The sequence below is a fragment of the Microcoleus sp. EPA2 genome (genome assembly GCA_020882975.1).
GTDB lineage: Bacteria > Cyanobacteriota > Cyanobacteriia > Cyanobacteriales > Microcoleaceae > Microcoleus.
Genome location: JAHRFD010000024.1, coordinates 89,112 through 107,305 on the forward strand (window position 1 = coordinate 89,112; position 18,194 = coordinate 107,305).

At 44.6% G+C, this 18,194-nt stretch carries 14 protein-coding genes and 1 tRNA gene; 5 read left to right on the top strand and 10 right to left on the bottom strand.

Annotation, left to right across the window (positions count from 1 at the left end; all coding sequences use genetic code 11):
• Positions 1-52: 52 nt before the first annotated feature.
• The 3 genes from AAFP14_RS19655 to AAFP14_RS19665 form a co-directional block, all read right to left on the bottom strand.
• Positions 53-769 carry a DevA family ABC transporter ATP-binding protein gene (locus tag AAFP14_RS19655; protein WP_341733896.1) on the bottom strand — a complete coding sequence of 239 codons (717 nt, stop codon included), beginning with the start codon at positions 767-769 and terminating at the stop codon, positions 53-55.
• A 78-nt stretch (positions 770-847) separates the two neighbouring features.
• A complete protein-coding gene (gene devC / locus AAFP14_RS19660) occupies positions 848-2,032 on the bottom strand; it encodes an ABC transporter permease DevC (protein ID WP_341733897.1) in 1,185 nt (394 codons plus the stop codon).
• 104 nt (positions 2,033-2,136) lie between these two features.
• Positions 2,137-3,558: an HlyD family efflux transporter periplasmic adaptor subunit gene (locus tag AAFP14_RS19665; RefSeq protein ID WP_341733898.1), complete on the bottom strand. Its 1,422-nt coding sequence runs from the start codon at positions 3,556-3,558 to the stop codon at positions 2,137-2,139.
• Positions 3,559-3,674: 116 nt separating this feature from the next.
• Here AAFP14_RS19665 and AAFP14_RS19670 point away from each other — a divergent pair, with 116 nt between their 5' ends.
• Positions 3,675-4,289, top strand: a complete 615-nt coding sequence (locus AAFP14_RS19670) for a TetR/AcrR family transcriptional regulator (RefSeq protein WP_341733899.1) — start codon at positions 3,675-3,677, stop codon at positions 4,287-4,289.
• Positions 4,290-4,548: 259 nt separating this feature from the next.
• Here AAFP14_RS19670 and AAFP14_RS19675 read toward each other — a convergent pair whose 3' ends face one another.
• Positions 4,549-6,021, bottom strand: coding sequence for a mechanosensitive ion channel domain-containing protein (locus AAFP14_RS19675; protein ID WP_341733900.1), 1,473 nt, complete (start codon positions 6,019-6,021; stop codon positions 4,549-4,551).
• Between the two features lie 117 nt (positions 6,022-6,138).
• Positions 6,139-6,816 carry a hormogonium polysaccharide biosynthesis acetyltransferase HpsU gene (gene hpsU, locus AAFP14_RS19680; protein ID WP_341733901.1) on the bottom strand — a complete coding sequence of 226 codons (678 nt, stop codon included), beginning with the start codon at positions 6,814-6,816 and terminating at the stop codon, positions 6,139-6,141.
• Positions 6,817-6,860: 44 nt separating this feature from the next.
• Here hpsU and AAFP14_RS19685 point away from each other — a divergent pair, with 44 nt between their 5' ends.
• Positions 6,861-7,655, top strand: coding sequence for a cation diffusion facilitator family transporter (locus AAFP14_RS19685; protein WP_341733902.1), 795 nt, complete (start codon positions 6,861-6,863; stop codon positions 7,653-7,655).
• Between the two features lie 856 nt (positions 7,656-8,511).
• Here the strand turns inward: AAFP14_RS19685 and AAFP14_RS19690 are convergent.
• Positions 8,512-9,489, bottom strand: coding sequence for a glycosyltransferase family 2 protein (locus AAFP14_RS19690; protein ID WP_341733903.1), 978 nt, complete (start codon positions 9,487-9,489; stop codon positions 8,512-8,514).
• Between the two features lie 99 nt (positions 9,490-9,588).
• Positions 9,589-10,557 (bottom strand): glycosyltransferase family 2 protein, encoded by a 969-nt coding sequence (locus AAFP14_RS19695; protein WP_341733904.1) that lies wholly within the window; start codon positions 10,555-10,557, stop codon positions 9,589-9,591.
• Between the two features lie 147 nt (positions 10,558-10,704).
• On the opposite strand from AAFP14_RS19695, the gene cobU reads away from it, so the two are divergent.
• The 3 genes from cobU to AAFP14_RS19710 all read left to right on the top strand — a co-directional run bounded on the left by cobU (position 10,705) and on the right by AAFP14_RS19710 (position 14,193).
• Positions 10,705-11,268: a bifunctional adenosylcobinamide kinase/adenosylcobinamide-phosphate guanylyltransferase gene (cobU, locus tag AAFP14_RS19700; protein ID WP_341733905.1), complete on the top strand. Its 564-nt coding sequence runs from the start codon at positions 10,705-10,707 to the stop codon at positions 11,266-11,268.
• A gap of 280 nt (positions 11,269-11,548) precedes the next feature.
• Positions 11,549-11,971, top strand: coding sequence for a hypothetical protein (locus AAFP14_RS19705; RefSeq protein ID WP_341733906.1), 423 nt, complete (start codon positions 11,549-11,551; stop codon positions 11,969-11,971).
• Positions 11,972-12,111: 140 nt separating this feature from the next.
• The gene (locus AAFP14_RS19710; RefSeq protein WP_341733907.1) at positions 12,112-14,193 is read left to right on the top strand and encodes an ABC1 kinase family protein; all 2,082 of its coding nucleotides are present in this window, start codon (positions 12,112-12,114) and stop codon (positions 14,191-14,193) included.
• 73 nt (positions 14,194-14,266) lie between these two features.
• Here the strand turns inward: AAFP14_RS19710 and AAFP14_RS19715 are convergent, their stop codons facing one another.
• The 3 genes from AAFP14_RS19715 to AAFP14_RS19725 form a co-directional block, all read right to left on the bottom strand.
• Positions 14,267-15,469: a Coenzyme F420 hydrogenase/dehydrogenase, beta subunit C-terminal domain gene (locus tag AAFP14_RS19715; protein WP_341733908.1), complete on the bottom strand. Its 1,203-nt coding sequence runs from the start codon at positions 15,467-15,469 to the stop codon at positions 14,267-14,269.
• 292 nt (positions 15,470-15,761) lie between these two features.
• The gene (locus tag AAFP14_RS19720) at positions 15,762-17,291 is read right to left on the bottom strand and encodes a slipin family protein (RefSeq protein ID WP_341733909.1); all 1,530 of its coding nucleotides are present in this window, start codon (positions 17,289-17,291) and stop codon (positions 15,762-15,764) included.
• A gap of 515 nt (positions 17,292-17,806) precedes the next feature.
• Positions 17,807-17,876: transfer RNA gene (locus tag AAFP14_RS19725), tRNA-OTHER, on the bottom strand.
• Between the last annotated feature and the right edge of the window lie 318 nt (positions 17,877-18,194).

Sequence of the window (18,194 nt, forward strand, 5' to 3'; positions counted from 1 at the left end):
TTGTTATTGGTTATGGGTTATTGGGAGCAAATAACCAATAACCAATAACTATTTATGCTAATTTTCCATCTTCCATGTTAATAATGCGATCGGCTATGTCCAAAATTCGGTTATCGTGGGTAACTAACAGAATGGTACAACCCTGCTCTTTGGCCAGTTTCTGCATCAAATTCACCACTTCGCGACCAGATTTGCTGTCCAGGGCGGCTGTGGGCTCGTCAGCTAACACAATTTGCGGGTGACTGACTAATGCACGGGCGATCGCAACTCTTTGTTTCTGTCCCCCTGACAAGTCATCTGGATAATAGTTAATCCGCTGTTCCAGTCCTACTAATTCTAGCATTTTTGCAGAGCGATCGCGCATTTCGGAACGCGACAAATTGCCGTGAACTTCCAAACCCATTTGTACGTTTTGCAGTGCGGTCAAACTGCGGTGCAAGTTGTGCGCCTGAAAAATATAGCCAATTTTGCGCCGCGTCTTAACCAATTTATCTGGGCTGGCGTTACACATTTCTTGACCGAGAATTTTGAGACTTCCAGATTGACCAGAACGCAGTCCACCAATCAAGGTTAAAAGGGTGGTTTTTCCAGAACCTGAAGGCCCTGTCATCAGGACAATTTCGCCTGCATTGATTTCTAGGTTAATATCAAAAAGTACCTGTTTTCGCAGTTGACCTTGACCGAAGTAGTGGTCTAGTTTGTGCATGGAAATTACAGGTTCTGAAATGGGTAACTTGTTGGTTGTGGGGTTGACAATAGTGGAGTTCATAAGTTAAAGATTTGGATTTTTTTAACCACAGAGGGCGCAGAGAACACAGAGATAGATCGGAGAGAGCCGAAAGGCAGATTAAAAAATGTCTGCGGGGTCGGCTGCTTGCAGTTTGCGAGTGGCAATAGTTCCTGAAATACTGCACATGATTGTGTTTAAAATTAATACGGTAATTGCCCGAATTAGGGTCATATACATGGGTAGATTTGTTGCTTTACGAGTTAAAGAATAGAGGCCGAAAGAAACTCCTAAACCAGGTAAAAAACCGAGAATTGAAAGAATTATAGCTTCTTCAAAAACAATGCCGAGTAAGTAAATATTGCGGTATCCCATTGCTTTAAAAGTAGCGTATTCTGCCATGTGGTCGCTGACATCGGTGGAGAGAACTTGATAAACAATAATGACACCAACTACAAAACCCATGGCGACGCCTAAGTTAAATACAAAGCCGACAGCAGTATTTTTAGCCCAATAATTTTTCTCGAATTCTATAAATTCTGCTTTGGTTAATACCTTGACATCCGGTGGCAAATATGCTTTTAAAACTTGTTGGACTTGTACTGGATCGGCACCGGTTTGCAATTGAATTAATCCGGCATTAACACTCCCGGCATTTTGTTTGGGAAACAAGCGTAGGTAATTTTGATCGCTGGTGATTAAAGCTCCATCGGCTGCAAAAGATGCTCCAATGCTAAATAAGCCGTCGATCGTAATCGTGCGTCGATCGATCTCTGTTTTCACAATTTTTCCCTGATTGATTTGGGCGATCGCATCTTGATAGTCTCCCCTGGAAGCTCGGTCAAATAACACTGTATCCGGCAATTTAATCGAGTTCAAGTTTTGGTTGACTTCTGGCAGGGAAAAAGCAGGGCGATCGGGATCGAAGCCCACCACCATAATAGACGTTTCGCGACCTGTGGCCGGGACTTTCCAGTTAGCAAGTTTGACATAAAGTGGATCGGCCGATCGCACGCCCGGTACATTCATAGCCTGATATAATCTGCGCCGGGGAAACGAAGACAAATTCAGTAAATTGCGACCTTGGGGACTGACCAAAACTAAATCGGTTTGCAAAGTTTGGTGCAGGCGCGTATTGCTGCTGTAAAGCGCATTTTGGAAGCCCAACTGCATGAACATCAAAATGTCAGCAAAGGCAATTCCCGCTATAGCTACAGCCATGCGCCCTTTGTCATGACTCAGTTGCAGCCATCCGAGAGGAGTTCTGTTTCTTAACTGTTGTAATGGTTTGATTAGTCCAAGCATAGGATTGTGGATTTTAGATGTTAGATTTTGGATTGAAAAAAGCAACTCTCTATTCTCTTCCTCTGTGTCCTCTGCGCTCTCTGCGGTTAAAAACTTCTTAATCCTTAATTTCCGCCGATCGCCACCTTAACTTGTAAATTAGTCAATCCAGCGACTTTCCGACTAGAAACTGCATCTAAACGCACTTTCACTTCCACAATTCGAGCATCAATATTCGCAGAAGGATCGGTATTAACAATGTTTTGCCGCTGTACTTGTAAGCCGATATGTTCAACAGTTCCCTGCAATTGGCCCTGGAAAGAATCGCTAGTAATTTTAGCCGGCTGTCCAATTCGTACCTGATCCACATCGCTTTGGTAGATTTCAGCCACAGCCAACATCTCGCGAGTTTGTCCGAGTTCGACAATCCCGTCATTCCCCACCTTTTCCCCTGGATATGCGTGAATTTTCAGGACTTGCGCGTCTCTGGGAGAGCGGATGTAAGCTAGAGCTAGATTCGCTTTGGCTTGTCTGGCGGCGGAAGTGGCGGAACTAACTTCGGCGCTGGCGGCTTCCACGTCTACGGGGCGAACTTCGGAAATGCGATCGAGATTTGCTACGGCTTCATTAATTTGCTGTTGTCGAGATTGCTGAATTTGGCTGAGTTTGGCTTGGGCTTCGTTAATCTGCTGCTGGCGGGATTGTTGAATTTGATTGAGTTTGGCTTGGGCTTCGTTAATCTGCTGCTGGCGAGATTGCTGAATTTGATTGAGTTTGGCTTGGGCTTCGTTTAGTTGTTGTTGCGCTGTTTCGGCGGCGAGTTTTTTGCTGTCGCTGGTGGAAGCGGAGATGGCTCCTTCTTTGTACAGTTGCAAGTAGCGCCCCTCCTCACTTCTGGCGTTGCGAAGTTCGGCTTCTAGACGGGAAATTGCGGCTTTTTGGGTTTGAATTTCCCCAAGCTGTTCCGCCCTGATGCGCGCAATGGTGGCTTGTTGCGCTGTGATTTCGGTACTGCGATCGACGGATGTGCGGGTGACGATCGCCTGTTGGGCTGTGATTTCGTTGGTGCGATCGGCTTCTAAACGGCCAATGGTGGCTTTCTGGGCTTGGATTTCGCCGTTTTTGGCTCCTGCTTTGACTTTTGCTAGATTTGCCTGGGCTACGCGCACTTGTTCTTGAGCTTGGTCGTAGGCTGCTTGCAGACGATCGCGACTGTCGAGAATGGCGATCGTTTCTCCTGTTTTCACCCTGTCTCCCTCTTTAACTAAGAGTCGATCGATCCGGTTTCCTTCGGCGGCACCGGAAGCAGAGACTTTAATTACTTCTCCTTTGGGTTCCAGTCGCCCCAAGGCTGTCACTGTGCTTAATTGCGCTGCTGTTGCCGCTGCTGTCGCTGCTACTGCATTGGGATCGGGTTGGCGCGATCGCCACATCGTGTAACCTGTGGTTCCCCCAGCCGTCAGGGTAGCTACTGCGGCCACTATTAGCAGTTGCTTAACTAGGGATGGATGTGAGGATAAGCTGTCTGCGGTTGGTTGATGTACCATGACACACCTCTTTTTTTAGGGTACAAAACTAAACGGTTTAGTTCTTATATGTTTTAAGACTAAACCGTTCAGTATAATAATGTCAAGAGCCCAAGCAAAAATTACAAAAACCAACAATGGCAAAGACAAAACCGATGGAACCAGACGCAAGCACAGGAGGTGACAAAAGCGAGCAAATCCTCCAAGGTGCGATGCAAGAATTTTTAACCCACGGCTATGCGGGCACGAGTATGGACAAGGTAGCGAAGACGGGGGGAGTTTCCAAAGCCACGGTTTACAGCTATTTTCAAGACAAAGAGGGATTGTTTGCGGCCTTGATTCAACGGCTAGCGGCAGAAAAGTTAGTTTATTTTCCGGTACCTGAAACTGAACCGGCGATCGCCCTGCGATTTATTGCTACCACTTTACTAGATCAAGCCACTCACGAACCTCATTTTCTCACCTTCGTGAGGTTAGTGATTGCTGAATCTGGGCGTTTTCCCCAGCTAGCCCAGATATTTGTGAAAAACCTAGCGAAACCGGGGATTGAGCGACTTACTCAATATTTGGCATCTCGCCGGGAGTTGCAATTAGCCGATCCTGAAGCCACAGCGCGGATTTTTATTGGATCTTTGGTGTATTTCCAGTTAACGCAGCATATGATGCACGGCCAAGAAATTATACCAATGGAGCGCGATCGACTGATCGAGGGCTTGATGCAGTTGATTTTGCGATCGCCATCAAATCTTTAAAACTTGAGATACCCGATAGGTTAGGTAATGGGTAATGGGTAATGGGGCACTTGTGCGATCGCGTTGTCGAAGTATAGGGCACTTCGGCTCTAGCGTTGTCGAAGTATAGGGCATTACCTATTACCTATTACCTATTACCTATTACCTATTACCTATTACCTATTACCTATTACCTATTACCTATTACCTATTACCTATTACCTATTACCTATTACCTATTACCTATTACCTCATCTTTCTGAGAACGGCTATATTAAATTCAAACACTAAATATATTTTTCAGCCGTTTCCTAACCCAATTTACAGGATTTTCATCATCTTCGGCTGCATCTACCAATTGCATTTCTCGCAGTTCCTGCTGTCTTTCACTTAATTCTTCCTTATGTTTGACTATTTCTTGAATAATTTGCTCGTACAAATCCGGTCGTTCCGTTAAAACCTTTTGGAAACCTTCTTTATTGATCGCAAACAAAATCGTTTCTTCCAAAGCCCTCACCGAAGCAGTTCTGGGGATTCCTAACATCAAAGAAAGTTCCCCAAAAAACTTGCCAGTATCTAGATTATTTAAGTGTTTATCAATGGCTTCGACAAAAACCTCCACTGACCCAGAAAGAATCATATAAAAAGCATCTCCTGGGTCGTTTTCCCGGAACAAAACTTCTTGGGGACGTAGACGCTGGCGGTATCCAACTTCTATCAATTGTCGCAATTCAATATCGGTGAGATGTTCAAAATATGTCACCTCTCGCAGCAAACCGCTTAGGGAAGACGGCTTTTTTATTCCCTTGGGCAGAATTGGCATTTTGTGACTATTTTCAAAAACAACACCGGGGTTATTTACCGTTTCATTTTTGTGGAATACAGACCAAATAAATTCAGGATTTTTTAAATATAAATCTCTGTCATTGGACGGGAAATCGATTCCCTGCTGACGGAAATTATACTCAATGGCAAAATTTAAAGAACTTTTAATTACTTCTCGATCCGTTGGTCTGTCAGTCCAAACTAAAAGTTCAAATTTAAAGCAATCATCCCCAAACTCAACAAAGAAGACCTTCGGATTTGGTTCGTACAAAACACCTGCTTCAGCGTAAGCAATCTGTAACAAAGTTTCTGTAACTAACAGCGGGTCGCTATTCTCCGATACTTCTATGGAAAGTCTCAGACAAAGTAGCGGATTTTGGTAACTCCAGTTAACAATTTTGTTGCTAATCATCTTACTATTGGGAACTATGACGCTGGAGTCGTCATTAGTTTTGATAATAGTCGAGCGAATAGATATTTTTTTGACTATTCCCATCAATCCTTCTAATTCCACGAAGTCTCCGACTTTGACAGGTCTGTCTAAAAGCAACGTCAGCCCGCTGACAAAGTTGGTTGTCAAATCCTGAATTCCGAAGCCAATACCCACTCCCAATCCACCCGCAACCACAGCAAAGGAAGCAAGATTAAATCCGATTCCTTGGATCGAAATAACCACACCAAAAGCTACGATCAAATATCGAATTATTACGGAAATTGCTTCCCGGTTGCCTTCGTCTATTCCCAGTTTTAAGAGCAACCTTTCTTTGATAAAAGTTGTAAATCCTTGGGAAATGATTAAAACGATTATAAATGATATAATCAATTCTATCAGTGACCGTAGAGAGACGGGATTTTCGCCGATTTGAAATATAGTAGATGTAAAGAGTTGAGAAATACCTATCAACAATTCTTCGGGGATCGTATTCACTTTTAACTTAGAAAAAATGGGGTATTTTAGTAGTAATGACTTTAGTCCTAGGTCCGAAGCTGGAACGAAAAAGACTGAAGTTATTAGTACCAAGTTTTGATACAATTTAAACGATCGCTAGGAACTTTTTTTGATTTCTCGTCGAGCGCACGGACGACAAGGAGTACCCATGCAAACAAAGCCGGCGGGCATATTTTTAAAGACACTGCTACGAGCTCCAATTAAAGCGTTAGCACCGATTTCCACACCAGGACCAATGAAACAGTCGGTGGCAATCCAAACGCCATGATTAATGATAACAGATGCTGCGATTAACCCAAAGGCTGGGTCTTCGGGGTCATGACTACCAGTGCAGAGGTAGCTTTTTTGAGATATGACGCAGTGTTTGCCGATCGCAATTCGATCCAAACTATACAAAACCACATCATCTCCGATCCAACTGTAATCCCCGATTTCAATTTTCCAAGGATAGGTAAAACGGGCTGTAGGGCGGATAATCACCCCAAAACCTATTTTGGCTCCAAACAAGCGCAACAGCCACCTTCTGACACCATTTACAGGGTGTGGAGTTAATGGAAAAGCGATCGCCTGTACTAACCACCAAAGCAAAATCAGCCAACCGGGCCTTCCGCGATCGAACTTTGATTGATCGTACTTCCGTAAATCAACTAAAGATTCCCCTGTGAAAGTATGTGGTTCGTTGTCGTCAATTGGATCGTAATTGATTTGATAATTTGGGGAATTTGCGATCGGCTGTTGCGGTTCCCGGTCGGGACTTGGCGTATAATGAGTCATCTAATATTTAATTGAAAATCAAGTTTAACTTTAAGGACTGCTCAATGACATTTCCAGTTAGGGACAATTTTAACTCTGAAAACACCAATAATCTAGCCCCAGGTGGCAATCCCAATCCCAGAATTCCCAAAGTACAGCTTTTGCAAACAGCTTTGGTACTACTTAGTAGCTTTTTTGTAGCAGAGTTAATCGCCGCCATCAACTCTCACAGTTTGTCCCTATTAGCAGATGCCGGTCACGTTTTTTCAGATGTAGCAGCTTTAGCAATAACTTTAATCGCCACTTGGTACTCATCAGTTAAAAGAAGTAAATCAGTGGATTGTGCGATCGCCTCTTCCCCAATTCCCGCGCGCCCAGAAATCATTGCTGCTTTAATTAATAGTATCAGTTTAGTGGCGATCGCTCTATGGATTGGCACCGAATCCATCGCCCGTTTGCTGTCCCCAACCCCCGAAGTCGAAGGACTCCCGATGTTAATTACCGCCATAGTCGGTTTAAGCATCAACTCCATCAACGCTTGCTGCTTGCATTCCTGCTGTCACGGCGACTTGAACCTCAAAAGCGCCTTTCTGCACGCCGTAGCCGATATATTTTCATCGGTGGGAGTAATCTTAGCGGCGATCGCGGTAGCGTGGCTGCACTGGAATTGGGCTGACGGCTTAATTAGCTTGCTAGTATCAGTATCAATTATTTTATTAACTCTACCATTGCTAATACAAAGCATCCAATTGCTGCTAGGAAATGTATCAGCAATATCCGCAATTCAACAACCGTGCGATTGCGAAAAAGTGAGGGCAGAAAAATTGCTGTTTCCATCGCTAGAAGAACTAATTAAATGATGTCTCCTCATCTGCGTTCATCAGCGTACATCCGCCACCATCTGCGGTTAAAATCAAAGAAACCGGGTTTTTAACCCCCGCGCTGTCGCCCACAACCGCCAGGGGTTGAAACCCCTGGCTAATAGCGAAAGTTGGTTGAAACCGACTGAAGATTCGAGATAAAAATGAAAAACTCTTTAGTCCTCTTAAGAGGACTTTCGCTATGAGACAGGGGTTTCAACCCCTGGCGGACTTTCGGGATAACCGAGGTTTCTGGCCAGCCGCACAATCAAAGAAACCGGGTTTTTTCCCATCTCTTTCATACATCCTGTACGGGCGGGTTCGCCAACAATAATTGCCCAAAACCAACAATCTCAAAAACCCGCCCAACCCAACCAATAATCATCATGTACATTTTTGCGATGCGATGCAAATTTCAGGTTGACATCGGTTATTGGCGGTGTGGGGGCGGGTTTATATAGATGGTTGGTAATTGTTATATATGGTTGGTGAACCCGCCCCTACAAAATACGGTGCCTGTAGGGGCGGGTTCCACCAACCATAATCGCCCCAAATAAACAATCTCAAAAACCCGCCCCCACCCACCCACCGATCGTGATAAAATAAACTTCGGTGTCACCCACAACTCCCCACAATAGACGAAACCCGCGATCGAGCCTACCTGCAATTGATTAACGCCCTGCTGAATTGCCCCAACGGTGAAGCGAATCAAATATTGTACTTTTTTTGTGCAGAAAAACGGCGGTTGAAACCGCGTTTACACAAACGAAGAAACCCGGCGGTTGAAACCGCATCTACACAAACAATGTCCGCCTGCGCGGACTAAGCAACCAGGCTTAAATCTCCTGTTTATCTCTTAGTCTGCGGAGGCAGACTTCGTTTGTGTAGCCGCGGTTTTAACCGCCGAATCACTCTCTGGGTGCGACAACTTAGCCTCGGTTTCTGCCACATTCAACTGGCCCCCACAACAACGCAACTCGTAAAGTTTTGCATTAATTTGATACTCATACTGACTCAATAACCTTGCATAAATATAGCCAGCTTTTCCATCCAAAAAGCCGAGCTGAATAAAGTAAAATAAAATAAATCTTAGCATTGGTTTCAAAGGCAGCCGCACCCAAACTTTTTTGAGAAATCGCTTACGCTGCACTGCATCTCCAAATAAATTGGCACCAATAGTGCCGCTGTCGTCTCGCCCTTCAATAATATTGTAATAAACACGAGCTTCCCAATTAGAATAGCGGTTGTGCCTTTCTATCCAATGAAATAAATCGCGGTAATCCTCGTGAATCATATCATTTTTTAAGTATCCCACCGGACCTGCTAAAATTACGTGTTCGTGAACTTCGTTGTCGCCAGTATTGGGTACCGATTCTGTCCCCAGATTTTCGTAACGACCTTTTTGATGCTTGAACAAACGCAAGTTCCAGTCTGGATATCTACCTCCGTAACGCAGCCATTGTCCTAAAAAGAAAACTTTGCGATTGAGGTAGTAACCCTCAAAATTTGGGTCTTGAATGACTTCGGCAATTTCATCCCAAAGTTCGGGGGGAATCCGCTCGTCACAATCGACAATTAATACCCATTCGTTACGAAAGGGCAGGTTGTCTAAAGACCAATTTTTCTTTTTTGGCCAGCGGTTATCAAAGTAGAATTGCACTACTTTGGCGCCACTACTGATAGCGATTTCTACCGTTAAATCGCTACTTTGGGAATCAACTAGAAAAACTTCATCTGCCCTGGCAATGCTCGCCAGACACGCAGGTAGATTAAGTTCTTCGTCTTTTGCCGGAATGAGAACCGAAACCGGAATCTTGGATGGACTAGAGGTCATAATCGAGTGGTTAAAACTGAATGCGGTCGAGTTGTGATGGATAAAATTGCGATCGGCACCGCCGCGGGACCCTACACAGCAAGGGATATTGCCTATAGCCTAATGCCTCTGGGTCGATTTCGGTGGAAAAATTATGCCACGGACGGCTGCACTTAAATAACCAATTTGACCCCAGACAAAAACCAAATTTTCAAAGCGCAGTCCTGGGTTTTTAATGTATTTAAAAGACTTGTAGGCACCCCTGAGTATTCTTTCGCCCCCGCGCCAAAGCTGACTGATACCGGCTCGATCGCACAATTGTTCCCGGTAACACTCGCTGATGCCTTGCCACCACCCGCGCTCGATAAACCAAGCTTTGTGCAGTCGCGAGGGATCTACATTGTGAAGCACTAAAGCCTCCGGTACATAGATTACTTGCCAACCTAGCTCTAATGCTAGTTCTGTGGCCCGCAATTCTTCATTTGACAACAATTTGTTGCCGATTCTACCGAGTTTGACATCAAAACCGCCAATTTGTTGTAAAAAAGAGCGTCGGATTGAGTAGTTTACACCCCTGGGAGTCAATCCGGCCACCGTTATGTAGATGCACTTTTCTCCTAAATCATATGCTCCCAAATTTTGGGCCAATCCGGCGGACAGCCAATTGGGAGGGCTGACTCCAGAAGGCCACAGCAAATTGACTTTACCACCGGCTACGGCCAATTTTTGATTGCTTTGATAGGCACTGTATAGCACCCTGAGCCAATCGGACTCGGCCACGGCATCGTCATCGAGATAGGCTAAAATTTCACTGCCAGCTTCCTTCGCGCCCCTGTTGCGGGCTACTGACAAACCTAGTTCTGGTTCCCAAATGTACTTGAGTAGGGGATTAGGGAGTCTTGCTTCTACCACTTGGCGGGTTAGCGTTTTTGAGCTACCAGGAGTTTCAAAATCGCTAGAAGCATTATCCACTACCACTATTTCAAAGTTGTCAGGAAAATCCTGCACCAGTAAACTGTCGATCGCAGCACCTAGATAGCTGTGACGATTGTGGGTACAAATTATTGCTGATATCTGAGGTTTTGACATAAATAACAGCATCTCAATTGCTAGGGTTGTCGATCGAGTTAGTCCGATCTTGTGTCATTAATGTTATTATCCCTTAAAAATGACTCTTGGGAATTACTCAACGTAAATTAAACTAACAAATAACCACCCATAAATAACAATTAACTAATGACTAAAATCCGTGATTTAAGACAAATAATCTTAGTAACTGGGCCCGCCAGATCCGGCAAAAGTGAATTAGCAGAAACTCTGGCAGCCGATTCGGGAAAATCAGTAATTTATGTGGCTACAGGTGAGGTTAACCAGGCCGATCGGGAATGGCAAAATCGCATTCAGCGTCACAAAAATCGCCGTCCCCCTGATTGGAAAACTCTAGAAGTGCTCCGGGACTTGTCAGCAGTTATAAGATCGACCGATCGCTCAAATTGCTTGTTAATTGATTCCCTCGGAACTTGGACCGCAAATCTTTTGGAAGAAGAACCCACTGTTTGGGAGCAGACACAACAAGATTTGCTTGCTAGTTTGCACTCCGCCATGGCCGATGTAATTTTTGTAGCAGAGGAAACCGGATGGGGAGTAGTGCCTGCTTATCCAGCGGGAAGGCTGTTTCGCGATCGCCTCGGCACTCTTGTCCGCCACATCGGGGCGATCGCCGATGGTGTTTATCTCGCCACCGGAGGTTACGCCTTGAATCTCACCGCTCTGGGTACAAGGCTTCCAGCTACCAAATAACACTCCGACGGGCGATCGACTTTAGAGAAAATATAAGTTTCAAACTCCACACAATGAGTTAAAATCAGATAAATACTCCACCTTCACAAAAAACTCTACCTGAGATAATTATTCCTCCATAAATATCTCCCTAGCCACAGGACCTAAATTGCCAAACAAAATCAAGACTTTGTTTCCAGACATACCCCTTAAGGAGGAAGTTTTATTGTTGCTAAAATAGGTTAAAAATGAAACAGGAAAGTCTACAATAAACAATTGCTTGAAAGGTTGAATAAAAGCTATGGCATCAGAATATGAAGTGAGAAAATATATTGCTTACTGGTTTCAGCTAGGCAAAAAAGTATTAATTCGCAACGGTTCCGAAGCACTGCTGCCCAAACCAGTAATTGCCGGCGATCGCTACAGTCAAGAATTTGAAAAATGCTGGCAAAAAATAGTCTCCCCCGACAGCGGAGACTGTTATCTCGAAGGCACAAAGGAAACCATAGGCGAACTACTGACACCTGCTTGGGAAATCAGTCCCTGCGCCCGTTGTGCCATGCCCGTACCCTTCCGCGATTCGGGAATGCCCGCCGAGTGCTGTCCCTGTAACGACTTAGCCCACTGGCCCAATACGGAAATACCTCAACCTCGATCGCCAGTAAACACCCAATTGCAACTCTCAGGAATTCGCGATCGACTCCTCAACTTAAGCCACGAGTAGCACAGAGATGGGCTTAAGTTGAGCCAGAGGCACAGAGGAAGAAGGGGACAATTGCCAAAATCTGCTTTTTCCCTGTTCCGTCTTCCTTCTTCCTTAAATTGTTACAATGTGTTTACAATGCTTCACACTAGGTCTGAGTTATGAATGTCAAGACTGTATCGCCAGCCTCCCCGCCAACTTATGCCAATTATGCGACTCAGCCTCTACTCGGCAATCTCAAAGATCCAAACACCATTCCCCTGCCCGCAGTACCAGTCGCAATAGAGACAGACACCGTAACCTCCGAAGTCCTCAAATCAGCCAGAGACATAGCTTTCGAGTTAGCCGGAGAAGCTGTTCGATACGATCCAGTGGCGATCGCAGCCGAATACAAAAATCGCCCTCTAGAAGTCTGGGGAAGACTACTGAGTGTGATTTGGACATTTTTCGGCTTTACCTTCAGTTTGTGGTTCGACGGCAAAACAGGACGCACCGCCACCAACGAAAAGCGCCGCGCCGCCAGACTACGAGAAATTCTCAGTCAACTAGGCCCAGCTTTCATCAAAATTGGACAAGCACTCTCAACCAGACCAGACTTAGTACCCCCAGCATATTTAGAAGAACTCACAACACTGCAAGACCAATTACCACCCTTTCCCAACGAAGTAGCATATAGATTTATAGAAGAAGAATTGGGTGCCCACCCCAGAGAAATCTACGCAGAAATCAGCCCCGATCCCATCGCCGCAGCATCTCTCGGACAAGTCTACAAAGGCAAACTCAAAACCGGAGAAACCGTCGCGATCAAAGTCCAACGACCAGGCTTAGCCGAAAACATTGGTTTAGACATCTACATCCTGCGGCGCGTCGCACTGTGGGCACAAAACAACTTCAAAATGATTCGCAGCGACCTCGCAGGAATTATGGACGAATTGGGCGAACGCATTTACGAAGAAATGGACTACACCCACGAAGGACAAAATGCCGAACGTTTTAGAGAACTCTACGGCCACCTTAAAGATATTTACGTTCCCAGTATCTACTGGCAATATACCCGCCGCCGCGTCTTGACAATGGAGTGGATTACCGGCATCAAACTCACCAATTTAGAAGCCGTCAAAGCTCAAGGAATCGACGCTCCTTACTTAATTGAAGTGGGGGTGCAATGCTCCCTCAGACAACTCCTGGAACACGGGTTTTTTCACGCTGACCCCCATCCAGGCAATCTTTTGGCAACTCCCGACGGTAAGTTAGCTTATCTCGACTTCGGCATGATGAGCGAAGTGAAACCATATCAAAGATACGGCCTATTAGAAGCTGTAGTCCATTTGGTGAATCGCGACTTTGAAGGTTTAGCCAAAGATTATGTCAAGTTAGATTTTTTAACACCTGACACCGATTTAACACCCATTATTCCCGCCTTAGCTAGAGTATTTAACAATGCTTTGGGTGCTAGCGTCGCCGAACTCAATTTCAAAAGCATTACAGACGAACTATCGGCAGTGATGTACGAATATCCCTTCCGAGTTCCAGCCTACTATGCTTTGATTATTCGATCGCTCGTCACCTTAGAAGGCATTGCAATTAACGTTGACCCCGAATTTAAAGTCCTCAGCAAAGCCTATCCCTACGTCGCCAAACGGCTGTTGAGCGACCCCGCGCCAGAATTGAGAACATCTCTGCAAGAGTTGTTATTCAAACAAGGAGAATTCCGTTGGAATCGGTTAGAAAACTTACTCAACAATGCCCGCGATAGCGAAGACTACGACATCAGCAAAATCCTGAACCAAGCATTAGACTATTTATTTTCTCAAAGAGGAGACTTTATTCGCGATCGCATAGTCCTGGAATTAGTCAAAAGTCTCGACACACTTTCCAACAACGCCTTTGCTAAGGCTAAATCAGTAGTCGGCGAATGGTTTGGAATCAAACCAAATCCACCGATTGTTTCACAAACGGAACAAAAAAACCTAGAACACATCAAACGAATTTGGGATATTTTGCAATCAACCCCCGGTTTTGACAGCATGAAAGTATTACAACTACTTCCCCAGTTGTTAGTGAAACCAGAAGTGCAAAATATGGGCCAACAAGTAGTAGGCGGTTTAGCTCAAAGAGCAGTGGCTAGGGTAATTCGTGAGTTTTTACTTTCCCAAGAACCGGCGGTGATTTCCGGCGAAATAAACTATCCTAAAACTCCACCTCAGTTGTCTTTGCCCGCAGCTCATAGCAAATCCTATTAATTCCGTAAGGTGCGTCGCTACTGAATCCCGGCACATCGCCATCATCGTTTCAGGCTACGCACCCTACTTTTACCTAAACGTTAGGTAACTTATACTGACCCACAATCCGCTTAGCATATTCCGGTACATGAGCCTCCAATTTATCTGGGTAATTCCGCTTCACGTAGAGATAATTGCGAGTGAAATGAGAATCAATAGAAAACCTAGCATATTCCAAACCCTTCGGTCCAATTCTCTCAATAAAAACCCCCATTAACTTCGCCGCCCACATCGGCAAAGTCACCCCTTTTTCATAAGCCGGAATGCTTTGCTGCACAGCCTCTTTTCTGTTTCCCTGAGACATCACCGGCTGAGTGTTTAGTTGAGCCGTTACCAAGTCTAGCATCTCTTGTCCAGTATCATTTCGCACCACAATCCACTGCCAACCGAAAGGTGCACCCATGTAGCCCACAACTAAATCTGCCAAGGAATTGACATAATCAAAACAGCTCAAACAAGAAGGAGCAAAAACATCCTTCAATTCCTTAGTATTCAATCCAAAGAACGGCACTTTTTCCACCGAACCGTCTTCGTGTTTGAAGTGAACGTTAAAGTCTTGCATAAACTCATAGGATAAAACTGTTTCGGGAGAACGGCTAGTCGTATCTAGGAATTTTTGCAACCCAGCGCGACTAACATTATCCACACAAGGAGTTCCCAAAACATAGAGCTTTTCTAAACCCAGTTTTTTCTCGACAGTTCGCAAAGCTTGAATTTGACATCCCACCCCAATTACTAACAGCCGCTTCATCCCAGATTTTTCGATTTGTTCCAATACAGAAAGATTGGGAGAAAGAGTTGGTTTGTTGACTTTTGCAGCCAGAATTTCTTCGCGAGTTGTCGCAATTATCGGCATCGGTTGAAAGCGGTCTTCTTTGGTGTTTTGGACGCAAACAACGCCTTCTACAATGCCTTTTTCGAGCATTTCGATCGCAATTGTGCTAACGATTCCCGTCCATTGAGCGCCTTCTATCGGCTCTTTTTTCCGAGCCGCCATCATGTTTTGACTGACTCCGAAATACCAATCGTCTGGATTATCGAGATTGCGCGATCGCCCGTGAATCTCTGCTTCCAGTTCTGCGATGTGCTGTGTTAAGAAAGCACAAGATTCCTTGACATAATGGATGTAATATGTATCGCACAAACCGCACTCGCTGCAAAGTTCTTTCGCAGGGCGGCGACTACCCGGTTTGAGGGCTTTGGATTTTTGGTGCTTAGTAGAATCTGTTGCGGTCATCTAAATTACTTATTTTATGCAGATATGGTATTTACGAGAATATCATACCAATTCGGGTTAATTTATTTCTTTATTCTTTCTTTCAGTCCGCGGAGGCGGACTTCGTTTGACTTTCTGGCGATTTCAATCGCCGAGTCTAAATAGCTTCGTTTGACTTTCTGGCGATTTCAATCGCCGAGTCTAAATATCTATAGCAATCCTTGCAGGAGTCGTAAATTTTTTACCCCACCCCAACCCTCCCCTTACTAAGGGGAGGGAGTAAGAAATTCACAAATGATTTAGAATTGCTATATCACTCCCGATTCATCCGAATCAAATCAGTCAAAATATTATCCAAACTCCCATTAACTTGAATCCGGTCGATCTTCTCCGCAATCCGTTCCAAAACCTCCAATTCCTTCAAGCGCAAAGCCACAGGATTATCCTCCATCACCTTCGCAGTATTCAACATACTCCGAGTAGCCGCAGTCTCCTCCCTGCGCCTAACTCCATTTGCTTGAGCCAATTTTTCCGCTTCCACAACCTTGCTCAAAATCGCCTTAATTTCACCAGGTAAAATAATATCTTTGACACCCACAGAATCGACTTCAATACCATAATCTGTGGTTTTAGCGCGGATGTATTCAGATATACTGCGATCGATCGCACCTTTGCTATCCAACAACCCATCCAGAGTCTGTTCCCCCACCGCACCGCGCAAAGCAAACTGCAATTCCTTGTACAAAAATCCCGTAATATCGGACAAGCCATTTTTTGCCATCAGCGGATCTCGGATGCGGTATCCAGCCGTCAAATTCAAGCGCAAAGGTACTTTATCCTTTGACAAGATATCTTGACCAGATACCTCAATATTTTGCAAGCGCAAATCAATTACTTCCGTTTGAAAAGAGCGCCCAAACTTCCACCAAGCATGAATTCCTGGTGGCAATTGCGATTGAAACTCTTGGTTTATATACAATAGTCCAACGTGCTGTGCTGGAACTTCACAAAGATGCAAATACTTGGCACAGGTTGATAGAGCTTCTGGGGAACCAGCAACCAACTCAGCTATTAAACGGAGGTCTAAATTAACATCAGTATTGATGTCAATGATTTCGACTTCCACACCTTGCCAAAATAGCTGGCGGCTTGTCGGTGGCAAAAAAGCAATAACTTTTCCTCGATCGCGCACGATCGCAATTTGATGACCCAGTAATTGGACGAGTTCGCAGTAGGCTGCTACAAAATCGGGATGTTTTTCAATTAGGACATTTGCTTGGGGAAATTCAGGATTAGGAATATTTCGCTCCAGAGTTTTAACTGCCACATTTCGATCCACAGACCAAAAAGTGTATTCTCCTGATTCTAGAGGGCGTACAAAATTATTCTGCACGTACAGCAAACCTAGTTCATACTCAGAGACTTGGAAGTTTTTCAGTCCTTGCAAAAAAGTGAGCGATCGCACTTTTTGCACAAACTCACCAGGCAATTCCAAACTCTCGTCTAAATTGAAAACATGAGATTCTACTTCAATAAAACCGCGCCAAAACGCCCGCAATTGATTAGGTAAAACACTTATCCAAGTTTGACCCAAACGAACTAAAGCTGTTTGATTGAATGCGGTTCTGACAATCGAGAGATGTTCTTGTAATTCGGTTCCGTGGTTTCTTAGTAACAGTTCTAAGTTGTCAATCTTAGCTTCTGGCTGATTTAGATCGTAGCTTTTTAAGTTCAAATCGCTACGAAAATAAGTGTATGTACCGGGCAGCAAAAATTTCTTAAAGTCGCTGCGATGATATAAGATTCCAATTTGGTTAGGTTGGATATAAAAGGTTTTCCACATAGAAATTTTAATATATAATTTGGGCGAACGGAACCAGCGAACCAGATTTAATCCCAATATCGATCGCCTTTTTTGAATTTCGCTGTATTACTCATACTACAATACTTTTTTAAACTCTGTCAAGTGCAAGTGTTTACAGTTCAGATGCGGGCATTCAGAGTCTCCTAGACTGGATTAAGATTGTCACTACTTCTGCTAAATCACCTTTCGGTAATCTCGAAAAAAATAGTAATGCTCAAATACGCCGATCGCCCCACCAATCCAGCATCCCCGCAGGAAAACCAAATGCAAGCAACGCGAAGGAACACACTCAAATCAGGGAGAGATACAGTTGCGCTAGCTCCTTTACTGCTAACAAACACTTGCACGACAGAGTAATTAACACAAACGATTAAGCTGCTTTGTCCTTAACAAAGTGTCCGTACCCAGGGCCAGGGTTTTTTAAAGTACAGGATTTGAACCTGTTACAAATTGATTATTAGTCAATTCGCTCTACCAATTGAGCTAACTTTGTGGGGCTGATACAGGACTCGAACCTGTGACACTTCGGAAAGCCGATCGCTCTACCAACTGAGCTAATCAAACAATATAGTTAAAAGTACCTAGCGGTATACGCTCCAACCAAAGGTAGGCGCACCAGTCGGGTATATAAAACCCAAACTATAGCTTGTAACTTTTTCGCTATCCCGGCTTCAATATAGCATATTCAGTCTTGGACGCATGGGGACTCAGAAACCGGGTTGTTTGGGAAAATACTTCCTTACAGCCGCCAGATTAGTTGACACTCCCCGGCCTTGAAGGCGCGGGGATTCTTGGATCAATCAGTCGATTTGCTCGTTGATGCTGCCATCAAAGAGTAGAGATCGGTCTGTCCCCAAGCGTTGATTTCGGTGTGCCCCACCG